Source organism: Pedobacter antarcticus, assembly GCF_900103515.1.
GTDB lineage: Bacteria > Bacteroidota > Bacteroidia > Sphingobacteriales > Sphingobacteriaceae > Pedobacter > Pedobacter antarcticus.
Genome location: NZ_FNGZ01000002.1, coordinates 285879 through 302209 on the forward strand (window position 1 = coordinate 285879; position 16331 = coordinate 302209).

Consider the following 16331-nt stretch of genomic DNA (forward strand, 5'->3'; position numbering starts at 1 on the left):
ATCTTGCAAAAATAGTAAAATTGAGGGGTTTTACAGCAAATTCTATTCACTCTCAACAGCCGATGAATATAGCTCATTGATTGGCGCAGCATAAATCTTTTCGACAACTTTACGTTTAATTTTCATAGTCGGTGTAATTTCACCTGCATCCATACTGAAAGGGTTTCTTTTAAGCAGGAATTGTTTGATTCTCTCGAATTTAGCCAGGCCTTCAGACAGCTTTTTGATATCTTCTTTAATCCAGTTCAGTATTTCTGGATTTGAAATAAATGCTTCAGGGTCTTCAAAAAAAGACTCGGAAAGGTGGAATTTCCCAGTCATAGCCTCCTTGTTTGGGATTATTATGGCTGTTAGATATTCCCTTTTATCACCTATCAGAAAGATCTGTTCGATTTTAAGACTTCGCAGATAAATATTCTCCACCGGAGTAGGATAAACATTTTTTCCGTAAGCATTAACAATCATATTTTTCAGCCGGTCAGTAATTTGCAGATTACCTTTGTAGAAACGTCCGATATCGCCAGTATGAAACCAGTTATGTTTGTCAATAGCCTCTGCAGTTTCGGCCGGTTTGTTAAAATAACCTTGCATTACGCAATGTCCACGAACAATAATTTCGCCCTCTTCTGAAATATATTCGGGGTTAAAACTTTCATGTGTTTGTATATTGAGTATTTCTTTAGTGTCCACATTTTGTATACCTATCTCGATTCCAGGAATTACCCGGCCAACTGTACCGTATACCTGACGGTGATATTCTGTAACTGACATAACTGGTGAAGTCTCGGTAAGGCCGAAACCTTCGAGTATCTTTATACCCAGATTGCCAAAAAACTCTCCGACAGTTTTAGGTAAAGCTGCTCCACCTGAAATCATGAATTTAAGTCTTCCTCCAGTTTTTTCTTTAATCTTGCTGAAGACCAGTTTGTCGGCAAGAAACTGTTCTGCAGCTAATACTAAACCAGGTGATTTACCAGCCTCCATTTTTTCCCTGTATCGCTTGCCTATTTCCAGTGCCCAGATAAATATTTTAGATTTCATCCCGCCGGCAGATGTTCCGCTTTGAATAGCTTTGTCGTGAATTCTTTCCAGTAACCTGGGTACGCAGCTCATGACTGTAGGCCTCACCTCGGCCATGTTTTTAGCTAGTAGTTCAAGGCTCTGGGCGTAGGCAATCTTACAACCCTGAGCACAGCATACATGGTAGGTTGCAGTTCTTTCAAAAACGTGTGATAGGGGTAAGAAAGATAAGAAGGTTTCAGTTTTATCAATCACCGGGATCTGCTGTAGACATACTTTTACATTTTCTACAAAATTACTATGTGAGAGCATTACGCCTTTTGGTGTGCCGGTGGTTCCTGAAGTATATATTAATGAAGAAATATCCTTAGGTAAAACTTCATTTCTACGTGTTGTTATCTGATCTTGATATTTCTTAATCAGGCTGTAACCATCAGAAAGTACAGATTCGAAACTAAAAATGGCCGTATTAAGATCTTCCGGTAAAGTGATTTTCGTGAAGTCATTAAAAACTGGGATGATAAACTCAAGCATTTTGCAGTTGCCTGCGATCTTAAGCACCTTTTTATAAAGAAAAGGATTACCCACCAAAATAGCCCGGATACCAGAATCGTTAATAATATATTCCACTTCCTGTTCAGACAAAGTAGGGTAGATGGATACATTGATTGCTCCAATCTGTTGAATACCCTGGTCGTAATACACATAATCAGGTCCATTTTCAATCATCAGCCCCATCCTGTCACCCTTCGCAATACCTTTTTCAAGAAAGAATGCAGCTACTGCATCTGCTTTGGCAAGGGTTTGTGCAAATGAAATATTCTCCCATTCGTCGCCTTTTTTGTGAATCAGAAAAGTTGTTTCAGGCGGATGGATATTTTCTACCACATTCCTTAGAAGAGTTGGGATTGTTGAAGACTCGTTAAATGATACCATGATATTTTATTTTGGGAAGGCAATAATAAAGTTTTTTAGCCTAATTACACAATATCCTGATCCTGGGGATAAATCAGAATTTAAGTCAAAAAAAAAGACACCTGAAGGTGCCCTTTTTCTAAAAAAAAAATAATTGATTTAAACAGAAAAACTTTCGCCGCAAGCACACGAGCGGCTCGCATTCGGATTGTTAAAGTTGAAGCCCTTTCCATTCAGACCATCAGAGAAGTCAAGTTCAGTGCCTGCCAGGTATAAAAATGACTTCATATCCAGGGCAACGCGAACACCTTTGTCTTCAAAAAACTGATCTCCGGTTTGCTCTTCATTATCAAAATCCATATTGTATGATAATCCTGAACATCCTCCGCCTTTTACAGATACCCGTAAAAAATAAGTAGTGTCCATTTGAGATTCCTGCATTAACTCATCAATTTTGCTTTTTGCTTTTGCGGTTATTGTGATCATATGCTTTTTTATTAATCAGGCCTGCGCTACTAACGTAGGTCTGTGTCCTTAATTAATTGTATAATATTTTCTGCCGTTTAATGGTGTGATTTTGGCATTGCAATTGGCTCCATGCCATTTTTAACACGATAATCGTTAATAGCCGACTTAATTGCGTCTTCAGCAAGAACTGAACAGTGAATTTTTACCGGAGGAAGAGCTAGTTCTTCAACAATATCCATATTGTCAATTGTTAAAGCTTCATCAACCGTTTTACCTTTTAACCATTCAGTCGCGAGAGATGATGAGGCAATTGCTGAGCCACATCCAAACGTTTTGAACTTAGCATCGGTAATTACGTTATTTTCATCCACTTCAATTTGCAGACGCATAACATCACCACATTCAGGTGCGCCGACTAAACCAGTACCTACTGATTTGCTGTCTTTATTTAAAGTACCAACATTGCGGGGGTTGGTATAGTGCTCCATTACTTTTTCTGAGTACGCCATTATGTTTGTCGTCTAAACTCCTTCCCGGAGTTGGGTTATATGATGAATAATTTAAACTGGGTTTGCGAATTAATGCTCAGCCCATTCAATTTTACTTAAGTCTATTCCTTCCTTAAACATTTCCCATAAGGGAGAAAGGTTTCTCAGATGGTCAACTGCTTTTCTGGTGTTTTCGATAGCATAGTCGATTTCTTCCTCGGTAGTGAACCTGCCTAACCCAAAACGGATCGAAGAATGTGCCAGGTCATCAGAAAGACCTAAACTTTTTAATACATATGAAGGCTCAAGAGAAGCAGAAGTACAGGCAGAACCTGAAGATACAGCAAGATCCTTCATCGCCATCATTAATCCTTCGCCCTCTACATATTTAAATGAAATATTAGCAACATGTGGTAGACGGTGCTGTGTGTTACCGTTTACATAACTTTCTTCCATTTGGGAAAGCGCACCTTCCAGTTTATCACGAAGGCCGGAAAGACGTTTAGCTTCCTCGTCCATTTCCAGTCTGCAAAGCTCACAGGCCTTACCAAGGCCGACAATACCCGGTACGTTTAATGTTCCCGAACGCATACCACGTTCGTGACCGCCTCCGTCCATTTGAGCTGTAACCTTAACCCTTGGGTTTTTGCGGCGTACATATAGTGCACCAACACCTTTCGGTCCGTACATTTTATGTGCTGAGAAAGCAAGTAGATCAATACCATCAGCATTTACATCAACTGGTATTTTACCAACAGCCTGTGTAGCATCGGTCATGAATAATGCGCCGTATTTATGAGCAATGGCAGAGATTTCTTTTATAGGCTGAACTACACCTATTTCATTATTACCATACATAATAGTAACAAGAATAGTCTGTTCAGTCATTGCTGCTTCCAATTCAGCAAGGTCAATTAATCCATCTTCCTTTACATTCAGGTAAGTTACCCTTGCACCTGCTTTTTCCAGGTGTTTACAAGTATCCAGTACTGCCTTATGTTCAGTAGTGGCAGTAATAATATGATTGCCTTTTTCTGAATACATTTCAAATACCCCCTTAATACCAAGGTTATCGGCTTCTGTTGCACCTGAAGTAAAGATGATTTCTTTTTCAGTGCAGCCGATTAATTTGGCAGCCTGCTCACGGGCGTAGTCAACACCTTCTTCTGCAACCCAGCCAAAAGCGTGGTTACGGCTCGCTGCATTGCCGAATTTGCTGGTTAAATAAGGTAACATTGCTTCAAGTACACGCGGATCGAGCGGAGTTGTAGCGTTATTATCAAGGTAAATAGGAAGTTCCATTGTATGTAATTTATTCTTTTTAATATACAAATGTACTAAAAAAGATTGCCAAGTTGGTTAATTATCACGGGGTAATGGCAGGCCCCGAAAGACATTTTGACATTAGGTTTACGTAACGCACAGGAGAGTTTAGTGGTTCGGGCAGCTATGGCTTCCGGTTTTTTTTATTTGACCTGATTAGCCGATATTTGGTGCTAAATTTCAAATTTACCATAATGAAGGATCAGGGAGAATTAAGCCAGTTACTGAACAAGGACTTTGAGTTAGACGGAACGCTTACTGAAGAAGAACTGAGAAATAAGTTGATTCATGCATTTTCATGGATGCTGGACAACGATATATCTAAAATGATGCAGATTCTGTATCGTGCAGATGTAGACGAAGAACGATTGAAATCTTTACTAATCAGCAGTTCGCACTTGCCTTCTGCAGAAGTGATTGCGGATGAATACCTTAACAGGCAACGCCGTAAAATTGAAACCCGGAAAATGTACAGTACATAATTTTTCATTATCCCTTGTATTTGAAAAATATAATCTGGATATTTGCATCCTTCAAAATAAGCGACAATTAAGTATAAATTCATATGAAAAAAGATCTTCACCCATCAAACTATAGATTCGTAGTATTTAAAGATATGTCTAACGAATACGCATTCTTAACAAAATCTTGCGTTGAAACAAAAGAAACTGTTACTTGGGAAGATGGTAACGAATACCCACTCTACAAATTAGAGATTTCACATACTTCTCACCCATTTTACACTGGTAAAATGAAATTGGTAGATACTGCGGGCCGTATTGATAAATTCAAAACCCGTTACGCTAAGAAATAAATTTCCTGAACAAGGAAACTATTTAAAGTCCCGATGCTATTGCTTCGGGACTTTTTTTATTTTTGTCAATTATTGATGTGTCAATTTACGCTCAGACACTTATTCTAATTTAGTATGAATGAATAAAAATAGCAGAGACAATCATACTTTCCTTCAATTTGAAAATCTAAATGGACCTACATTAGATGCTGTTGAGCTACGTCTATTTCACTCTACCCGCCACTTACAAAAAAGAATCAATGTACATCCCGCAGGATGTGCACAGTTTAAATTAATAAATACGAATGAGAATTAATCTTTTTGATGATCGTACTGCATTTTCTTTACGTCCACTAACTTTTACCAGACCAGTTGCAGACTTACGGATTGGTATTTTGACTATCGCTGAGAAGTGGGGTAAATACAGTTCTGAAGCATATGGTTTTATGACTGCAGATTATCTTCAGTCCAAATACCCTGCGCTGCAAGATGCTGATACTTATATAAATGGGGCATTATGTCCTGACAATTATGTTTTTAATGCGATCTCTGCGCTAAGATCAGGAGAATCACTTTTGTCGGGCAACCTTATTTTAGCTTTTAAGACTGCTTCTGGTGAAAAAGTAAGCCTGAAAGGAGTAGAAGGTTTCAAACCGAAGGAGTTTACAGGAACTGTAACCTATATACAGTATCCCGAGGATATCTTCCGTCATAACGATGCGCAGTTGCGCGCAGACTTCAAGCTGCTGACTGACGGTAGAGGATCTGCTGAATTGAGCAGTACTAATACCATTCTTGGCGATCAATTCTTTGCCGAAGAGGGTGCAATCGCCGAGTGTTCAACTTTTAATACCCGTACCGGACCAATTTATCTCGGTAAGAATACACAGGTTTGGGAAGGTAGTCACATTCGGGGTTCATTTGCACTTTGTGAAGAATCTCAGGTTAAAATGGGGAGTAAGATTTACGGGCAAACAACTATAGGTCCGTTCAGCCGGGTCGGCGGTGAGATTAATAATGCTGTCATTTGGGGATATTCTTCCAAAGGGCATGAAGGTTATTTAGGTAATTCCGTACTCGGGCAATGGTGTAATATCGGTGCAGACAGCAATAACTCTAACCTTAAAAACACCTATGGTGATGTTAAATTATGGGATTATGAGTTGGATACATTTCGGAATACCGGATTGCAATTTTGTGGGTTGATCATGGGAGATCATGCTAAATGCGGAATTAACACAATGTTTAATACGGGTACTATAGCCGGTGTCAGTGCAAATATCTTTGGAAGCGGTTATCCCAGGAATTTTATTCCAGATTTTTCATGGGGTGGAGCGCACGGTTTTGATACTTATAAACTGGAAAAAATGCTGGAGACTACAGAGAAGGTTTTTTCACGTAGGAATATGGAGTTTAGTCAGGTCGAAAAGGATATTTTAAGTGCCGTATACGAACAAACAATGATTTACAGACACTTTTAAGAAATACTTTTGTAGTTTTATACTTTATAAGTAAACCATTAACCCGCTATTAATTAATAATACCAGGTTAATATTTTCGTTAATGATTCAGACAATAAAACCAGAATAAGAAACATATAATATGAGAAAGAAAATAGTAGCAGGCAATTGGAAAATGAACACTGATGATGAAGAAGGATTAAGCCTTTTCTCGGAAATTGTGAACATGGTCAGAGATGAAAAGAAAGGCGATCAGATTGCTATCATCTGTGCTCCGTTTACACATTTGAAAAGCCTGGTTCAGTTAGGTTCTGAAACCGTTAAAATTGGGGCGCAAAATTGTCATCAAAAAGAAAGCGGCGCTTATACAGGTGAGATTTCAGCAAAAATGATTCGCTCTATCGGCTGTGAGTATGTAATTATCGGACACTCAGAACGTCGTCAGTATTTTGCTGAAAGCGATGAGCTTCTTGCTGAGAAAACCAAAATAGCGTTAGCTAATGGCCTTACACCACTTTTCTGCATTGGCGAAACACTTGATGAAAGAAATAATGGAAACTTTTTTGAAATCCTTAGAGCTCAGTTAGATAATGGAATCTTTGGCTTGGATACTGAAGACTTTTCTAAAGTAATCATTGCCTATGAACCAGTTTGGGCTATTGGAACAGGATTGACCGCTACTGCTGAGCAGGCGCAGGAAGTACATGAATTTATCCGTGCAGAGGTATCCGGTAAATACGGAGAGGATGTTGCAGAAGAAACTTCAATTCTTTACGGTGGAAGTTGTAATCCGAAAAATGCGGCTGAACTGTTTGCTCAAAAAGATATTGATGGCGGGCTGATCGGCGGAGCTTCTTTGAAGTCGCGTGATTTTACTGATATCGTTAAAACTTTCAACGCTTAATGCAATATTTACAAATAACTTTTAGTTTTGAAACCATTGAAGAATATCAGCAGGATCTACTAATCGCTGATCTTTCGGACATTGGTTTCAATACTTTTGAAGATACTGAAAACGGATTTTCTGCTTACATAGATCAAGCGTCCTTTAATGAGGAAGCATTTCAGGCTTTACTTCAAGAAATAGATGAAACGTTACCTTACAGCTATTCTTCTCAGGAAATAGCAGCCGAGAACTGGAATGAAGAGTGGGAGAAAAACTTTGAACCTCTAATTGTTAGTAACGCCTGTTATGTGCGGGCTACTTTTCACCAACCGCGTCCTGAGTTTCCTTTTGAAATTATTATCGATCCAAAGATGGCTTTTGGAACTGGTCATCATCAGACTACTACAATGATGATGGAGTATATCCTTGAAGCTGATATGGGCGGTAAAGTTGTACTTGATATGGGATGTGGGACAGGAATTCTTGCTATACTGGCGGCAAAAAAGAATGCTGCTAAATTAACAGCAATTGATTATGATGAAGTTTGCTATGCCAGTACTATAGAGAATACCCAATTAAATAATATTCCGGGTATGGAAATTCTATGTGGTGGTAAAGAAGTAATTCCTGCAGTAAAATATGATACTATTTTAGCGAATATAAACCGTAATATCCTGCTGGATCAGATTCCTGTATATACGAGAGTTCTTAAAAACGGCGGTGATATCTATTTTAGTGGATTCTACGAAGAAACAGATTTGAAGATGATTACTGATGCTTGTGCATTATCTGGCATCCTTTATCATTCACATAAGAAGATTGATAACTGGGTTGCCGCCCATTTTAAAAAGATATAATAACAGTTTATATTTAAACTTTAGATGCGAATACATTTTATAGCTATCGGAGGAAGCGCCATGCATAACCTGGCGATAGCGTTACATAAAAAAGGTATGCTGGTGACTGGCTCAGATGATTTTATCTTTGAGCCATCAGCCAGCCGGCTTGCACGCTATGGACTTTTTCCTTCGGAATCAGGTTGGCGGCCGGAAGTGATTAACCGGCAGTTGGATGCTGTTATTCTAGGGATGCATGCCCGTGCGGATAATCCAGAATTACTTAGAGCACAAGAATTGGGTTTACGTATCTATTCTTATCCTGAGTATATCTATGAGCAGTCAAAAGATAAGTTTCGTGTAGTAATCGGCGGGAGTCATGGGAAGACAACTATAACTTCAATGATCCTCCATGTGTTGAATTATTATAATCATGAAATAGATTATCTTGTTGGTGCGCAGCTGGAAGGCTTTGATACCATGGTGAAGTTGACTGATAGCGCACCCGTTATCATTATTGAAGGTGATGAATACCTGTCTTCAGCTATTGACAGAAGACCAAAATTTCACCTTTACAATGCAAATCTTGCTGTAATTAGTGGTGTAGCCTGGGATCATGTTAATGTTTTTCCTACATTCGAGAATTATTTGACTCAGTTTTCTATATTTATAGATACTATCATGCCGGACGGGGAGCTTATCTTTTGCGAGGATGATGCAGAACTGGTTAAAATGGTTAACGAAAAAAAGAATTTAAAGGCAACAGGTTATCAGATTCCGTTACATGTAATAGAGAAGGGAATTACTCATCTTGAACCCGGACACCACGAATTGAAAATATTTGGAAACCATAATCTGATGAATTTGAGTGCTGCGCGACAGGTTTGTGAAAGATTAGGCATAAGTATACCCGAGTTTAATGAAGCGATAAAATCCTTCAAAGGAGCGTCTAAAAGGCTTGAATTGCTGTTCTCAGATGAAAATACGAATGTCTATAAAGACTTTGCACATTCACCATCTAAATTAAAAGCAACAATTGAGGCAGTAAAGACACAATTTGAGGAAAGAAAATTAGTAGCTTGCATAGAATTGCATACTTTTAGTAGTTTAAATAAAAAATTTCTACTTCAATATCATGATACGATGTTTAATGCAGATAATCCTATCGTATATATTGATAAAAAAACATTTGAACAAAAAAATATTATACCATTCAGCGAAACAGATATCAAGAATGCATTTAATGACAAAAGGATTACCTATTTTGATAATGCAGATAATTTAGCGCAATACCTTCTGGAGCTGGATTTTAGCCATACTAACCTGTTGTTAATGAGTTCAGGTAACTACGGTGGGATGGATCTGGGGAAGTTGGCACGTGAGTTGAATAATAATTAAGAAAAAAACACACCTAAATTTTATAAAAATGAACATCATCGGTAAAAACATCAGACAACTCCGTCAGAAAAATGGATGGAGTCAGGGCGAAGTAGCTAAAAGATTGAATATTTCTATTCCTGCTTTTTCTAAAATAGAAACAGGAATCACAGATATCAATATTTCCAGACTTGCTCAGATTGCAAATCTTTTCGAGGTTTCTACAATGGATATCATCTCCAAAGAAGGAGAAAATCCACAATCAGTAAATTTTGAAGAGATTAATAATCTTAAATCAAAGTTATCACTCAGAGAAGAGGAAATTATTAAACTTCAGAAGAAGGTGATTGATCTTTATGAAGAAATCAGAGAGAGATAAGACTCATTAGAATAATTTACGCAATGTCAGGTGCCGCTTTCCAAAAGTGGCACCTGTTGCTTCATGAATAGATAACATCTTATCATTGAAGTCACCTACCCAGGAAAGCTCCAGCTCGTCGTATTGTTCCATTGGCAGAACATATTCTTTAAGTTTGATGAACAGCGCCGATTCAAGACCATGCTTTTGATAAGCTGTTTTTGTCCCCATCACTATTGCACGCATTCTGTTCACACCTTTCCATCTCCGGTAAACAAATTTGATTTTCTCTAATAACCCTAGTTTCCCGTTAAATCCTTTGATCAGCTGGTTAGCATCAGGGATGATAACTACAAATGAAGCTGGTTCTCCGTTGATGTAAGCAAACCAAATTAGTTTTTCGTCCATGATTGCCTCCATCTGTTTGAAGCTTGCTAATAGCGTCTCTTTTTTGATCGGAACAAAATTATCAAAATCCTTCCACCCATCATTATAGATCTCCATCAGATCGTTCACGTATTTTTCCGGATTTTTCGTTGAAAAGCTCTCAAAAGTATAACCAGGTTTATTAGCTACCCAATTTGCTATTTTGGTAAATCTTTCGGGAAATGGTTTTCTGACAGCGAGGTGGTTTGTAATCTGCTGATATTCGGTTGTAAAGCCATAATTATCAAAAAATGCCTGATAGTACGAAGGGTTATAATTCATACCATAGGATGGTGGCGTAAATCCTTCGACCAGTAAACCCCAGAAAGTATCATTTTCACCGAAGTTAATTGGCCCGTCCATAGCTTTCATCCCCTGACTGATCAGCCAGTCTTTGGCGGCGTCAAATAAAGTGAATGCAGCTTTTTCGTCATTTATACATTCGAAAAATCCCATACCACCGGTAGGCTGGTCATACTGGAATGCCTTTTTATCATTCACAAATGCGGCAATCCGTCCGATAGTTTTTCCCTGATCATCCTGTAAAATCCATCTGGTACATTTACCATGTTTGAAAAATGGATTTTTTTGCGGGTTAAAAGTCTTTTCCACGTCCTGTTCCAGCGGGCAGATCCAATTTTCATCACCGGCGTAAATAAGGTGGGGGACTTTTAAGAATTCTTTTTTTAACTGGCTATCGGAAACGGGTAGAATTTGCATTTAGGGTCGGGAAATTGAAATAAAAAAGCACCTTGTTGAAGATGCTCTATGTAGTGAACTGCATTTACTTAGTAATTGTCATCATCGTCGTCTGTACCAAATTCGTCAAACCCGTCAAGGTCGTCCAGCGGCAGATCGAATTCATCATCATCGTCGTCAAATGAATTTTTGTTCCCTTTTGGGGCTAAAGAAATTTCATCAGTCATTTCCTTGTCCTCTGCCCGCTCAATTGGGCCCTTTTTTACGGATTTTTTTGGAGTTGCCATTTGTCTAAAATAAAGTTGCCTGAGTTTGTGATTTAATAAAAATAACAAAAATCTTTCTAGTTAGCCTGGACGCTGCTTTTGCCGGACTTTTGCCAAATCAAAATTAGAACAAAAAGCATTTTAAAAAAAATTCTTTTTTCTAAAATATTGAAGCGGAATACAAGTGGTTGCTAAACAGAATAAAAGAATTTTGCGCAAAAAAAAAGTGGTAAAGGCTACTACTTTACCACTTTTAACACACAAATGAAACCTGAATTGAGATAAGTTTTAGGTTAGATTAAAAATATCTTTGATCAATTCTCTAAGAACGTTTTTTACAAACTTTGTTTGCTTTAATATCTATAACAAGTTTAATGCAAATTAAGATCGAAAGAAAGTATACTTAGTAAGTGGTAGTTATTTTTGAGTAAACGGTATAATGCTAATCAATTGGCAGTAAAACAGACACAATAGTGCCTGAAATACCGTTCTGCCTGATCTCAATTTGTATAGGATTTGCCTCAATTTGGTTAATCAGATTAATTCTTTCCTGTGTGAGCACCATTCCTTTACTCTGGTGTGAACCTCTTTTTTGCTGAAGAGAGTTGTCAATCCCTATACCATCGTCGATAATTTCAATAAGTAAATGCACAGGGTCTCTGCGACTCATAATGATCTCTATTTTCCCACCGTTCTCTTTAGGCATTAATCCATGCCATATCGCATTTTCTATATAGGGCTGCAGAATCATGGATGGAATTCTTGTGTCATCCTGGTCAATCTCCGGGTCAATTTTCAGTGTATAATTAAATTTATCCCCGAATCTTTTCTTTTCCAGACTTAAATAAAGCCCAAGATATTCCAGTTCTTCTTCCAGTGAAATAAAGCTCCGCGTACAGATATCCAGATTTTTCCTGATCAATCTGGCAAAACCTGTCAGGATCTTATTAGCCGAAGAAGTGTCTTTTGTATTGATGTAGTGCTGGATTGAATTCATGACATTGAAAACGAAATGTGGGTTCATCATAGCCTGAAGAGCCTGCTGTTCCAACATCAAAATCCTGTTTTTGAGTACAAGCTGCTGCTGTTCTTTATTTTTCTGCTGTCTGGTTACATATACGGCGATTTTATAAAAACTAAAACTTGCCAGCAGAAGGAGCAGCGCCATAAACCAGAAAGACTGCCAGAAGTGTTCTTCCTGGGTAAAAGTTACGACAGTAGGTGTGCTCCATGCACTATTACCAGTTTTTGCACTCAGTTCAAACTGGTAGTTTCCAGGTTCCAGAGAAGAAATCTCCAGTCTCCGGCTTTTAGTCTCAGTCCATGGATTTGACGTTTTTAGCCGGTACCGGTAAAGGATATTACTGTTCTGAAAATCAAGAGCACTAAAATAGAAACTGATACTATTGTCTCCGGGTTTTAGTACAAAGCCGGTAGAGTCGGGCGTAAGCTCTTTATTTTTACTGGAAATAGAGGAAATCAGGACTTTTGGGGTTTCGCGTGTTTTGTCAAAAGGCGTATTGGCAAAATAAACCAGTCCGCGATTTGTTGCAAACCAGACAGTATCCTTTTCAATGAGCATGTCGTTCACATCATTGCTGAGCAGGCTGTTTGTATATTCGAAGGATTCGATCCGATGACTCCCGCCTTCTTCAATTCTGTTGATACCGTTATTGGTGATAACCCAGATATACCCGTCACGTACCGAAAGCTTTTTACAGATGTTATTTGCCAGTCCGTTTAACCTTGTCAATTGCCTGCTCAATTTTCCATTTTGGTAGAAGAGCATTCCATAACCGTCTGTAGCTAATACTATTGTGCCGTCAGCCAATTGTGCGATATCGTTAATTCTTTTGGTGAGCAGCGGATGATTCAGGTAATGGCGTATGAGTTTTCCATCTTTGATCTGGGAGAGCCCCTGAAGGTTGGAAAACCAAAGCTCATTATTTTTGCCATAATATACCCGGTAAGCTCTTCCGGCAAAAAAATTCTTTCCCTGTATATAATCTGCAGAACTAAACGAAAAATTGGTTCCTGGTTTCTGCAGCACAAGTACTCCGGAAGACATGGCCATTGCAATCTGATGATCAGGACCGATAGTAAAGCTTTTCAGTCCGACATTCGTATTATTGTTCTGCACTATTCCAGCCATCTGTTCCGAAGCGGAACCTTTCAGCGGGATTTTCCCGATTCCAAATTCAGCCGAGAAAACCATGGCGTCACGGGCAGAATTTAATTTTAATTCCTTTATGCTACTATACTTTTCATGATCCTGAAGTGTGAAATGCCTTAACCCAAAAGCAGGCCGGTCCAGCAAGTTAATGATACCGTTTTCCATTCCCATCCAGATCCGGTTACTGTTATCTGATGCCAGGCTCTTGATCGTATTTTGACTAAGCCCCTGATGGCTATCCAGCATATATATCCTTCTGGATTTTTTAGGCAGCATATAAAGCCCGTTATTTGTGGTGAACCACATGTTTTCTTTGTTATCTTTAATTACCTGACTAGTGGTTACCTGCGGCAGGTAATGGGTTTTAGTTCCGTCACTTTCCAGATGATATACGCCGGAGCGGTTAGCCAGCCAAAGTTCGTTCCCATTTTCGGCATAGAAGTAACCGGCGTTGTCTGCTATCAGCGAACGGTCTATTCTAAGGGTAAGTTGCTGCTTATCACCATCGACGAAATTAAGACCACGATAATCCAGAAAAAGCATGGTGTGATCTGCATTACTAGCTGCTGTTTTATAAGAAACTGCCCGTAAATGCTGCTTGCTTTTATGAAAAGTTTTGCCGTCAAAATAGCGGAGACAATGACTGCTCGCTGCCCATACAATACCAGATTTATCTTCGTAGACGACGGTGTTGATAAATTGACTTTTCGGATCAGCAGAGCTGAAACGTTTTACTGTTTTTCCATCCCAGCGAACCAGTAGATTTTTGTTTGTTCCAAACCAGAGATGACCTTTACGATCTTCATAAAAGGAAATTACAACGCCTGTAAAACGCAGCTTTTTAAGTAATTTGTTATTTTGTTCGTTATAAATACGGCCCTTGTAGAAATAACTCAATTGGCCGTTGAGTGCGGAGAACCATATTTTTCCGCTGCTGTCTTCATTAAGTCTGATTATCTGATTGTCCGGCAGGCCGTCTTCAATAGAAAATGTCTCAAACACCTTACCATCAAAACGACTTACTCCGGCATCAGTTGCAGCCCATATATATCCTTTGCTATCCTGGAGAGTAAAATAACAGTTGTTGCTGGGTAACCCGTCTGCAGTGCTGTAATGTTTAATATAAGTATGCTGCGCAGTTATTTGCTGCACATTCCCAAATAGCAGGAACAGTAGGAAAACCAGAACCAGGTTATTGCTATTTCTCGCCTGAACTGGTACTGAATAACTTAACTTTTTCCATGAAAATGCTGGCTCGTCTGCGGGATACGGCAATTTTTTCTCCATTTTTTAATAATAGTTCAAGACCATTTTTAGAATTATATTCCTTGAGATAATTCAGGTTGACGATACTTGATTTATGTATTCTGACAAACTGATCGTCCGGAAGGATCTCTTCGAACTCTTTAAGGACGCGCGATACAGTGATCTGATCGCGGTGATTAAAATGAAAAACAGAATAATTGCTGTCAGCTTCAATTCTGATGATTTCATCGACGTCGATTAACGTATATCCCTGACCGTTAGCCAGACTGAGTTTTCGAATACCCATACGGTCAGAAAGACTTCCCCTGAGCGTCTGGAGCCGCTCAGCATGATTCTGATCTTTTCCCTTCTCGCTTGTCAGGTTTTCTGCTTTTCTCACTGCAGCCTTCAGTTCATCGATATCAATGGGTTTGAGCAAATAATCCAATGCACTTGCCTTAATGGCTTTTAAGGCATACTGATCATAAGCCGTGGTGAAAATGACGCGTGCATGTAAAGAACTGGCATCCGGAATTAATTCGAAACCATTCAATCCAGGCATAGCAATATCAAGGAAAATCAAGTCTACCTCGCAGGTATTCAATAAGGTTCTGGCTTCTTCAACGGATTTTGCAATACCGCAAATATGGACATTTTCACAATTCTCCTGCAGCAGGAAATAAAGTGAAGAACGCGCAAATTCTTCATCGTCTACTATAATTACATTCAGCACTGGTTTCATTTTATGTATTGGTGAAATTATTAAAAAAACAGGTGACTCAAGAATTTTTCTCGATTTGGTAAAACCAAAGTAAAATTTTCTCCGTATGTGGGGATATAAGCAAACCAATTACCTATACCGTACTAAAACTTAATCTTATGAAAAATTCACTTATTGAACCACAGGAGAATCCTTCGCAGGGGAGTGATATCCTGAACGCCAGCTTTAAACGCCGGTCATTTTTACAATATGCAGGGGCAGGTCTTGCAGGTGTCGCGCTCATTGCTGCTGGCTGTAAAAAGGAACAGGTTTCTCACGATATGGGAGAAGGAGTCGACCTGGGCAGCGGAGATATTGGCATTTTGAACTATGCCTATGCACTCGAACAATTAGAAGCAGCTTTCTACGCTGCAGTAATTCAAAATCCATATGCAAATATGCCTGCTAACGAACTGGCTTTGTTAACAGATATCAGAGATCATGAACTAGCTCACCGCGAGTTCTTTAAAGCAGCGTTGAGCACCAAAGCAATTCCAGCGCTGGAAGTTAATTTCAGTAGCATCAATTTTAGTTCCAGAGACAGTGTGCTGGGTACAGCGAAAGTGTTTGAAGATCTGGGTGTTTCGGCCTATAATGGGGCAGGTAAGCTGATACAATCTAAAGAATATTTGCTGCTTGCAGGTAAAATTGTTTCTGTCGAAGCACGTCATGCGGCGCTAATTCGCGATTTACTCGAAAATGGAAGTTTTGCTAATTCGGAAGTAATCGATATGAATGGGCTTGATAAAGCACGAACACCTAAAGAGGTTTTAACTATGGCACAGTCATTTATTAAAACTACAATTAACGCATCCAGTTTACCATCTTAATTTAAAAG

16 protein-coding genes are annotated in these 16331 nt (G+C 38.9%); 8 read left to right on the forward strand and 8 right to left on the reverse strand.

The annotated features are described in order from the left end of the window. Positions 1 to 42: 42 nt before the first annotated feature. The 4 genes from BLR53_RS04860 to BLR53_RS04875 all read right to left on the reverse strand — a co-directional run bounded on the left by BLR53_RS04860 (position 43) and on the right by BLR53_RS04875 (position 4193). A complete protein-coding gene (locus tag BLR53_RS04860; RefSeq protein ID WP_074587704.1) occupies positions 43 to 1956 on the reverse strand; it encodes an AMP-dependent synthetase/ligase in 1914 nt (637 codons plus the stop codon). A 138-nt stretch (positions 1957 to 2094) separates the two neighbouring features. After that, a complete protein-coding gene (locus tag BLR53_RS04865) occupies positions 2095 to 2421 on the reverse strand; it encodes a HesB/IscA family protein (RefSeq protein WP_037445201.1) in 327 nt (108 codons plus the stop codon). 77 nt (positions 2422 to 2498) lie between these two features. Then, positions 2499 to 2912, reverse strand: coding sequence for a Fe-S cluster assembly scaffold IscU (gene iscU, locus BLR53_RS04870; protein WP_037445199.1), 414 nt, complete (start codon positions 2910 to 2912; stop codon positions 2499 to 2501). A 69-nt stretch (positions 2913 to 2981) separates the two neighbouring features. Continuing rightward, positions 2982 to 4193, reverse strand: a complete 1212-nt coding sequence (locus BLR53_RS04875; protein WP_037445197.1) for an IscS subfamily cysteine desulfurase — start codon at positions 4191 to 4193, stop codon at positions 2982 to 2984. A gap of 215 nt (positions 4194 to 4408) precedes the next feature. Here BLR53_RS04875 and BLR53_RS04880 point away from each other — a divergent pair, with 215 nt between their 5' ends. From BLR53_RS04880 to BLR53_RS04910, 7 genes are all read left to right on the forward strand, one after another. Then, the gene (locus BLR53_RS04880; RefSeq protein WP_037445195.1) at positions 4409 to 4696 is read left to right on the forward strand and encodes a hypothetical protein; all 288 of its coding nucleotides are present in this window, start codon (positions 4409 to 4411) and stop codon (positions 4694 to 4696) included. 83 nt (positions 4697 to 4779) lie between these two features. Further along, positions 4780 to 5028 (forward strand): type B 50S ribosomal protein L31, encoded by a 249-nt coding sequence (locus BLR53_RS04885; protein ID WP_037445193.1) that lies wholly within the window; start codon positions 4780 to 4782, stop codon positions 5026 to 5028. 284 nt (positions 5029 to 5312) lie between these two features. Continuing rightward, positions 5313 to 6488: a GlmU family protein gene (locus BLR53_RS04890; RefSeq protein WP_074587707.1), complete on the forward strand. Its 1176-nt coding sequence runs from the start codon at positions 5313 to 5315 to the stop codon at positions 6486 to 6488. A 121-nt stretch (positions 6489 to 6609) separates the two neighbouring features. Next, positions 6610 to 7371, forward strand: coding sequence for a triose-phosphate isomerase (gene tpiA, locus BLR53_RS04895; RefSeq protein WP_037445190.1), 762 nt, complete (start codon positions 6610 to 6612; stop codon positions 7369 to 7371). Then, positions 7371 to 8210 (forward strand): 50S ribosomal protein L11 methyltransferase, encoded by an 840-nt coding sequence (prmA, locus tag BLR53_RS04900; protein WP_074587710.1) that lies wholly within the window; start codon positions 7371 to 7373, stop codon positions 8208 to 8210. Before tpiA ends, prmA begins: the two co-directional genes overlap by 1 nt. A 24-nt stretch (positions 8211 to 8234) precedes the next feature. Further along, positions 8235 to 9587, forward strand: a complete 1353-nt coding sequence (locus BLR53_RS04905) for a UDP-N-acetylmuramate--L-alanine ligase (RefSeq protein WP_074587712.1) — start codon at positions 8235 to 8237, stop codon at positions 9585 to 9587. Between the two features lie 28 nt (positions 9588 to 9615). Then, on the forward strand, positions 9616 to 9945 hold the full coding sequence (locus tag BLR53_RS04910) for a helix-turn-helix domain-containing protein (protein ID WP_037445186.1): 330 nt from the start codon (positions 9616 to 9618) through the stop codon (positions 9943 to 9945). 6 nt (positions 9946 to 9951) lie between these two features. Here BLR53_RS04910 and BLR53_RS04915 read toward each other — a convergent pair whose 3' ends face one another. The 4 genes from BLR53_RS04915 to BLR53_RS04930 all read right to left on the reverse strand — a co-directional run bounded on the left by BLR53_RS04915 (position 9952) and on the right by BLR53_RS04930 (position 15475). Next, positions 9952 to 11070 carry an N-acetyltransferase gene (locus BLR53_RS04915; protein WP_074587714.1) on the reverse strand — a complete coding sequence of 373 codons (1119 nt, stop codon included), beginning with the start codon at positions 11068 to 11070 and terminating at the stop codon, positions 9952 to 9954. A 68-nt stretch (positions 11071 to 11138) separates the two neighbouring features. Next, positions 11139 to 11336, reverse strand: a complete 198-nt coding sequence (locus BLR53_RS04920) for a hypothetical protein (RefSeq protein WP_037442489.1) — start codon at positions 11334 to 11336, stop codon at positions 11139 to 11141. Between the two features lie 421 nt (positions 11337 to 11757). Then, on the reverse strand, positions 11758 to 14775 hold the full coding sequence (locus BLR53_RS04925) for a ligand-binding sensor domain-containing protein (RefSeq protein WP_083332006.1): 3018 nt from the start codon (positions 14773 to 14775) through the stop codon (positions 11758 to 11760). Next, positions 14687 to 15475 carry a LytR/AlgR family response regulator transcription factor gene (locus BLR53_RS04930; protein WP_234797527.1) on the reverse strand — a complete coding sequence of 263 codons (789 nt, stop codon included), beginning with the start codon at positions 15473 to 15475 and terminating at the stop codon, positions 14687 to 14689. The genes BLR53_RS04925 and BLR53_RS04930 overlap by 89 nt, the downstream gene beginning before the upstream one ends. A 137-nt stretch (positions 15476 to 15612) precedes the next feature. Here BLR53_RS04930 and BLR53_RS04935 point away from each other — a divergent pair, with 137 nt between their 5' ends. Further along, complete coding sequence (locus BLR53_RS04935) at positions 15613 to 16323, forward strand: ferritin-like domain-containing protein (protein ID WP_074587716.1); 711 nt, start codon at positions 15613 to 15615, stop codon at positions 16321 to 16323. Positions 16324 to 16331: the final 8 nt, after the last annotated feature.

Coding starts and splice junctions, on each gene's coding strand:
- BLR53_RS04930 (WP_234797527.1), bottom strand. CDS start 15,475: ATGAAACCAGTGCTGAATGTAATTATAGTAGACGATGAAGAATTTGCG.
- prmA (WP_074587710.1), top strand. CDS start 7,371: ATGCAATATTTACAAATAACTTTTAGTTTTGAAACCATTGAAGAATAT.
- BLR53_RS04860 (WP_074587704.1), bottom strand. CDS start 1,956: ATGGTATCATTTAACGAGTCTTCAACAATCCCAACTCTTCTAAGGAAT.
- BLR53_RS04880 (WP_037445195.1), top strand. CDS start 4,409: ATGAAGGATCAGGGAGAATTAAGCCAGTTACTGAACAAGGACTTTGAG.
- BLR53_RS04875 (WP_037445197.1), bottom strand. CDS start 4,193: ATGGAACTTCCTATTTACCTTGATAATAACGCTACAACTCCGCTCGAT.
- iscU (WP_037445199.1), bottom strand. CDS start 2,912: ATGGCGTACTCAGAAAAAGTAATGGAGCACTATACCAACCCCCGCAAT.
- BLR53_RS04890 (WP_074587707.1), top strand. CDS start 5,313: ATGAGAATTAATCTTTTTGATGATCGTACTGCATTTTCTTTACGTCCA.
- BLR53_RS04915 (WP_074587714.1), bottom strand. CDS start 11,070: ATGCAAATTCTACCCGTTTCCGATAGCCAGTTAAAAAAAGAATTCTTA.
- BLR53_RS04910 (WP_037445186.1), top strand. CDS start 9,616: ATGAACATCATCGGTAAAAACATCAGACAACTCCGTCAGAAAAATGGA.
- tpiA (WP_037445190.1), top strand. CDS start 6,610: ATGAGAAAGAAAATAGTAGCAGGCAATTGGAAAATGAACACTGATGAT.
- BLR53_RS04905 (WP_074587712.1), top strand. CDS start 8,235: ATGCGAATACATTTTATAGCTATCGGAGGAAGCGCCATGCATAACCTG.
- BLR53_RS04920 (WP_037442489.1), bottom strand. CDS start 11,336: ATGGCAACTCCAAAAAAATCCGTAAAAAAGGGCCCAATTGAGCGGGCA.
- BLR53_RS04865 (WP_037445201.1), bottom strand. CDS start 2,421: ATGATCACAATAACCGCAAAAGCAAAAAGCAAAATTGATGAGTTAATG.
- BLR53_RS04885 (WP_037445193.1), top strand. CDS start 4,780: ATGAAAAAAGATCTTCACCCATCAAACTATAGATTCGTAGTATTTAAA.
- BLR53_RS04925 (WP_083332006.1), bottom strand. CDS start 14,775: ATGGAGAAAAAATTGCCGTATCCCGCAGACGAGCCAGCATTTTCATGG.
- BLR53_RS04935 (WP_074587716.1), top strand. CDS start 15,613: ATGAAAAATTCACTTATTGAACCACAGGAGAATCCTTCGCAGGGGAGT.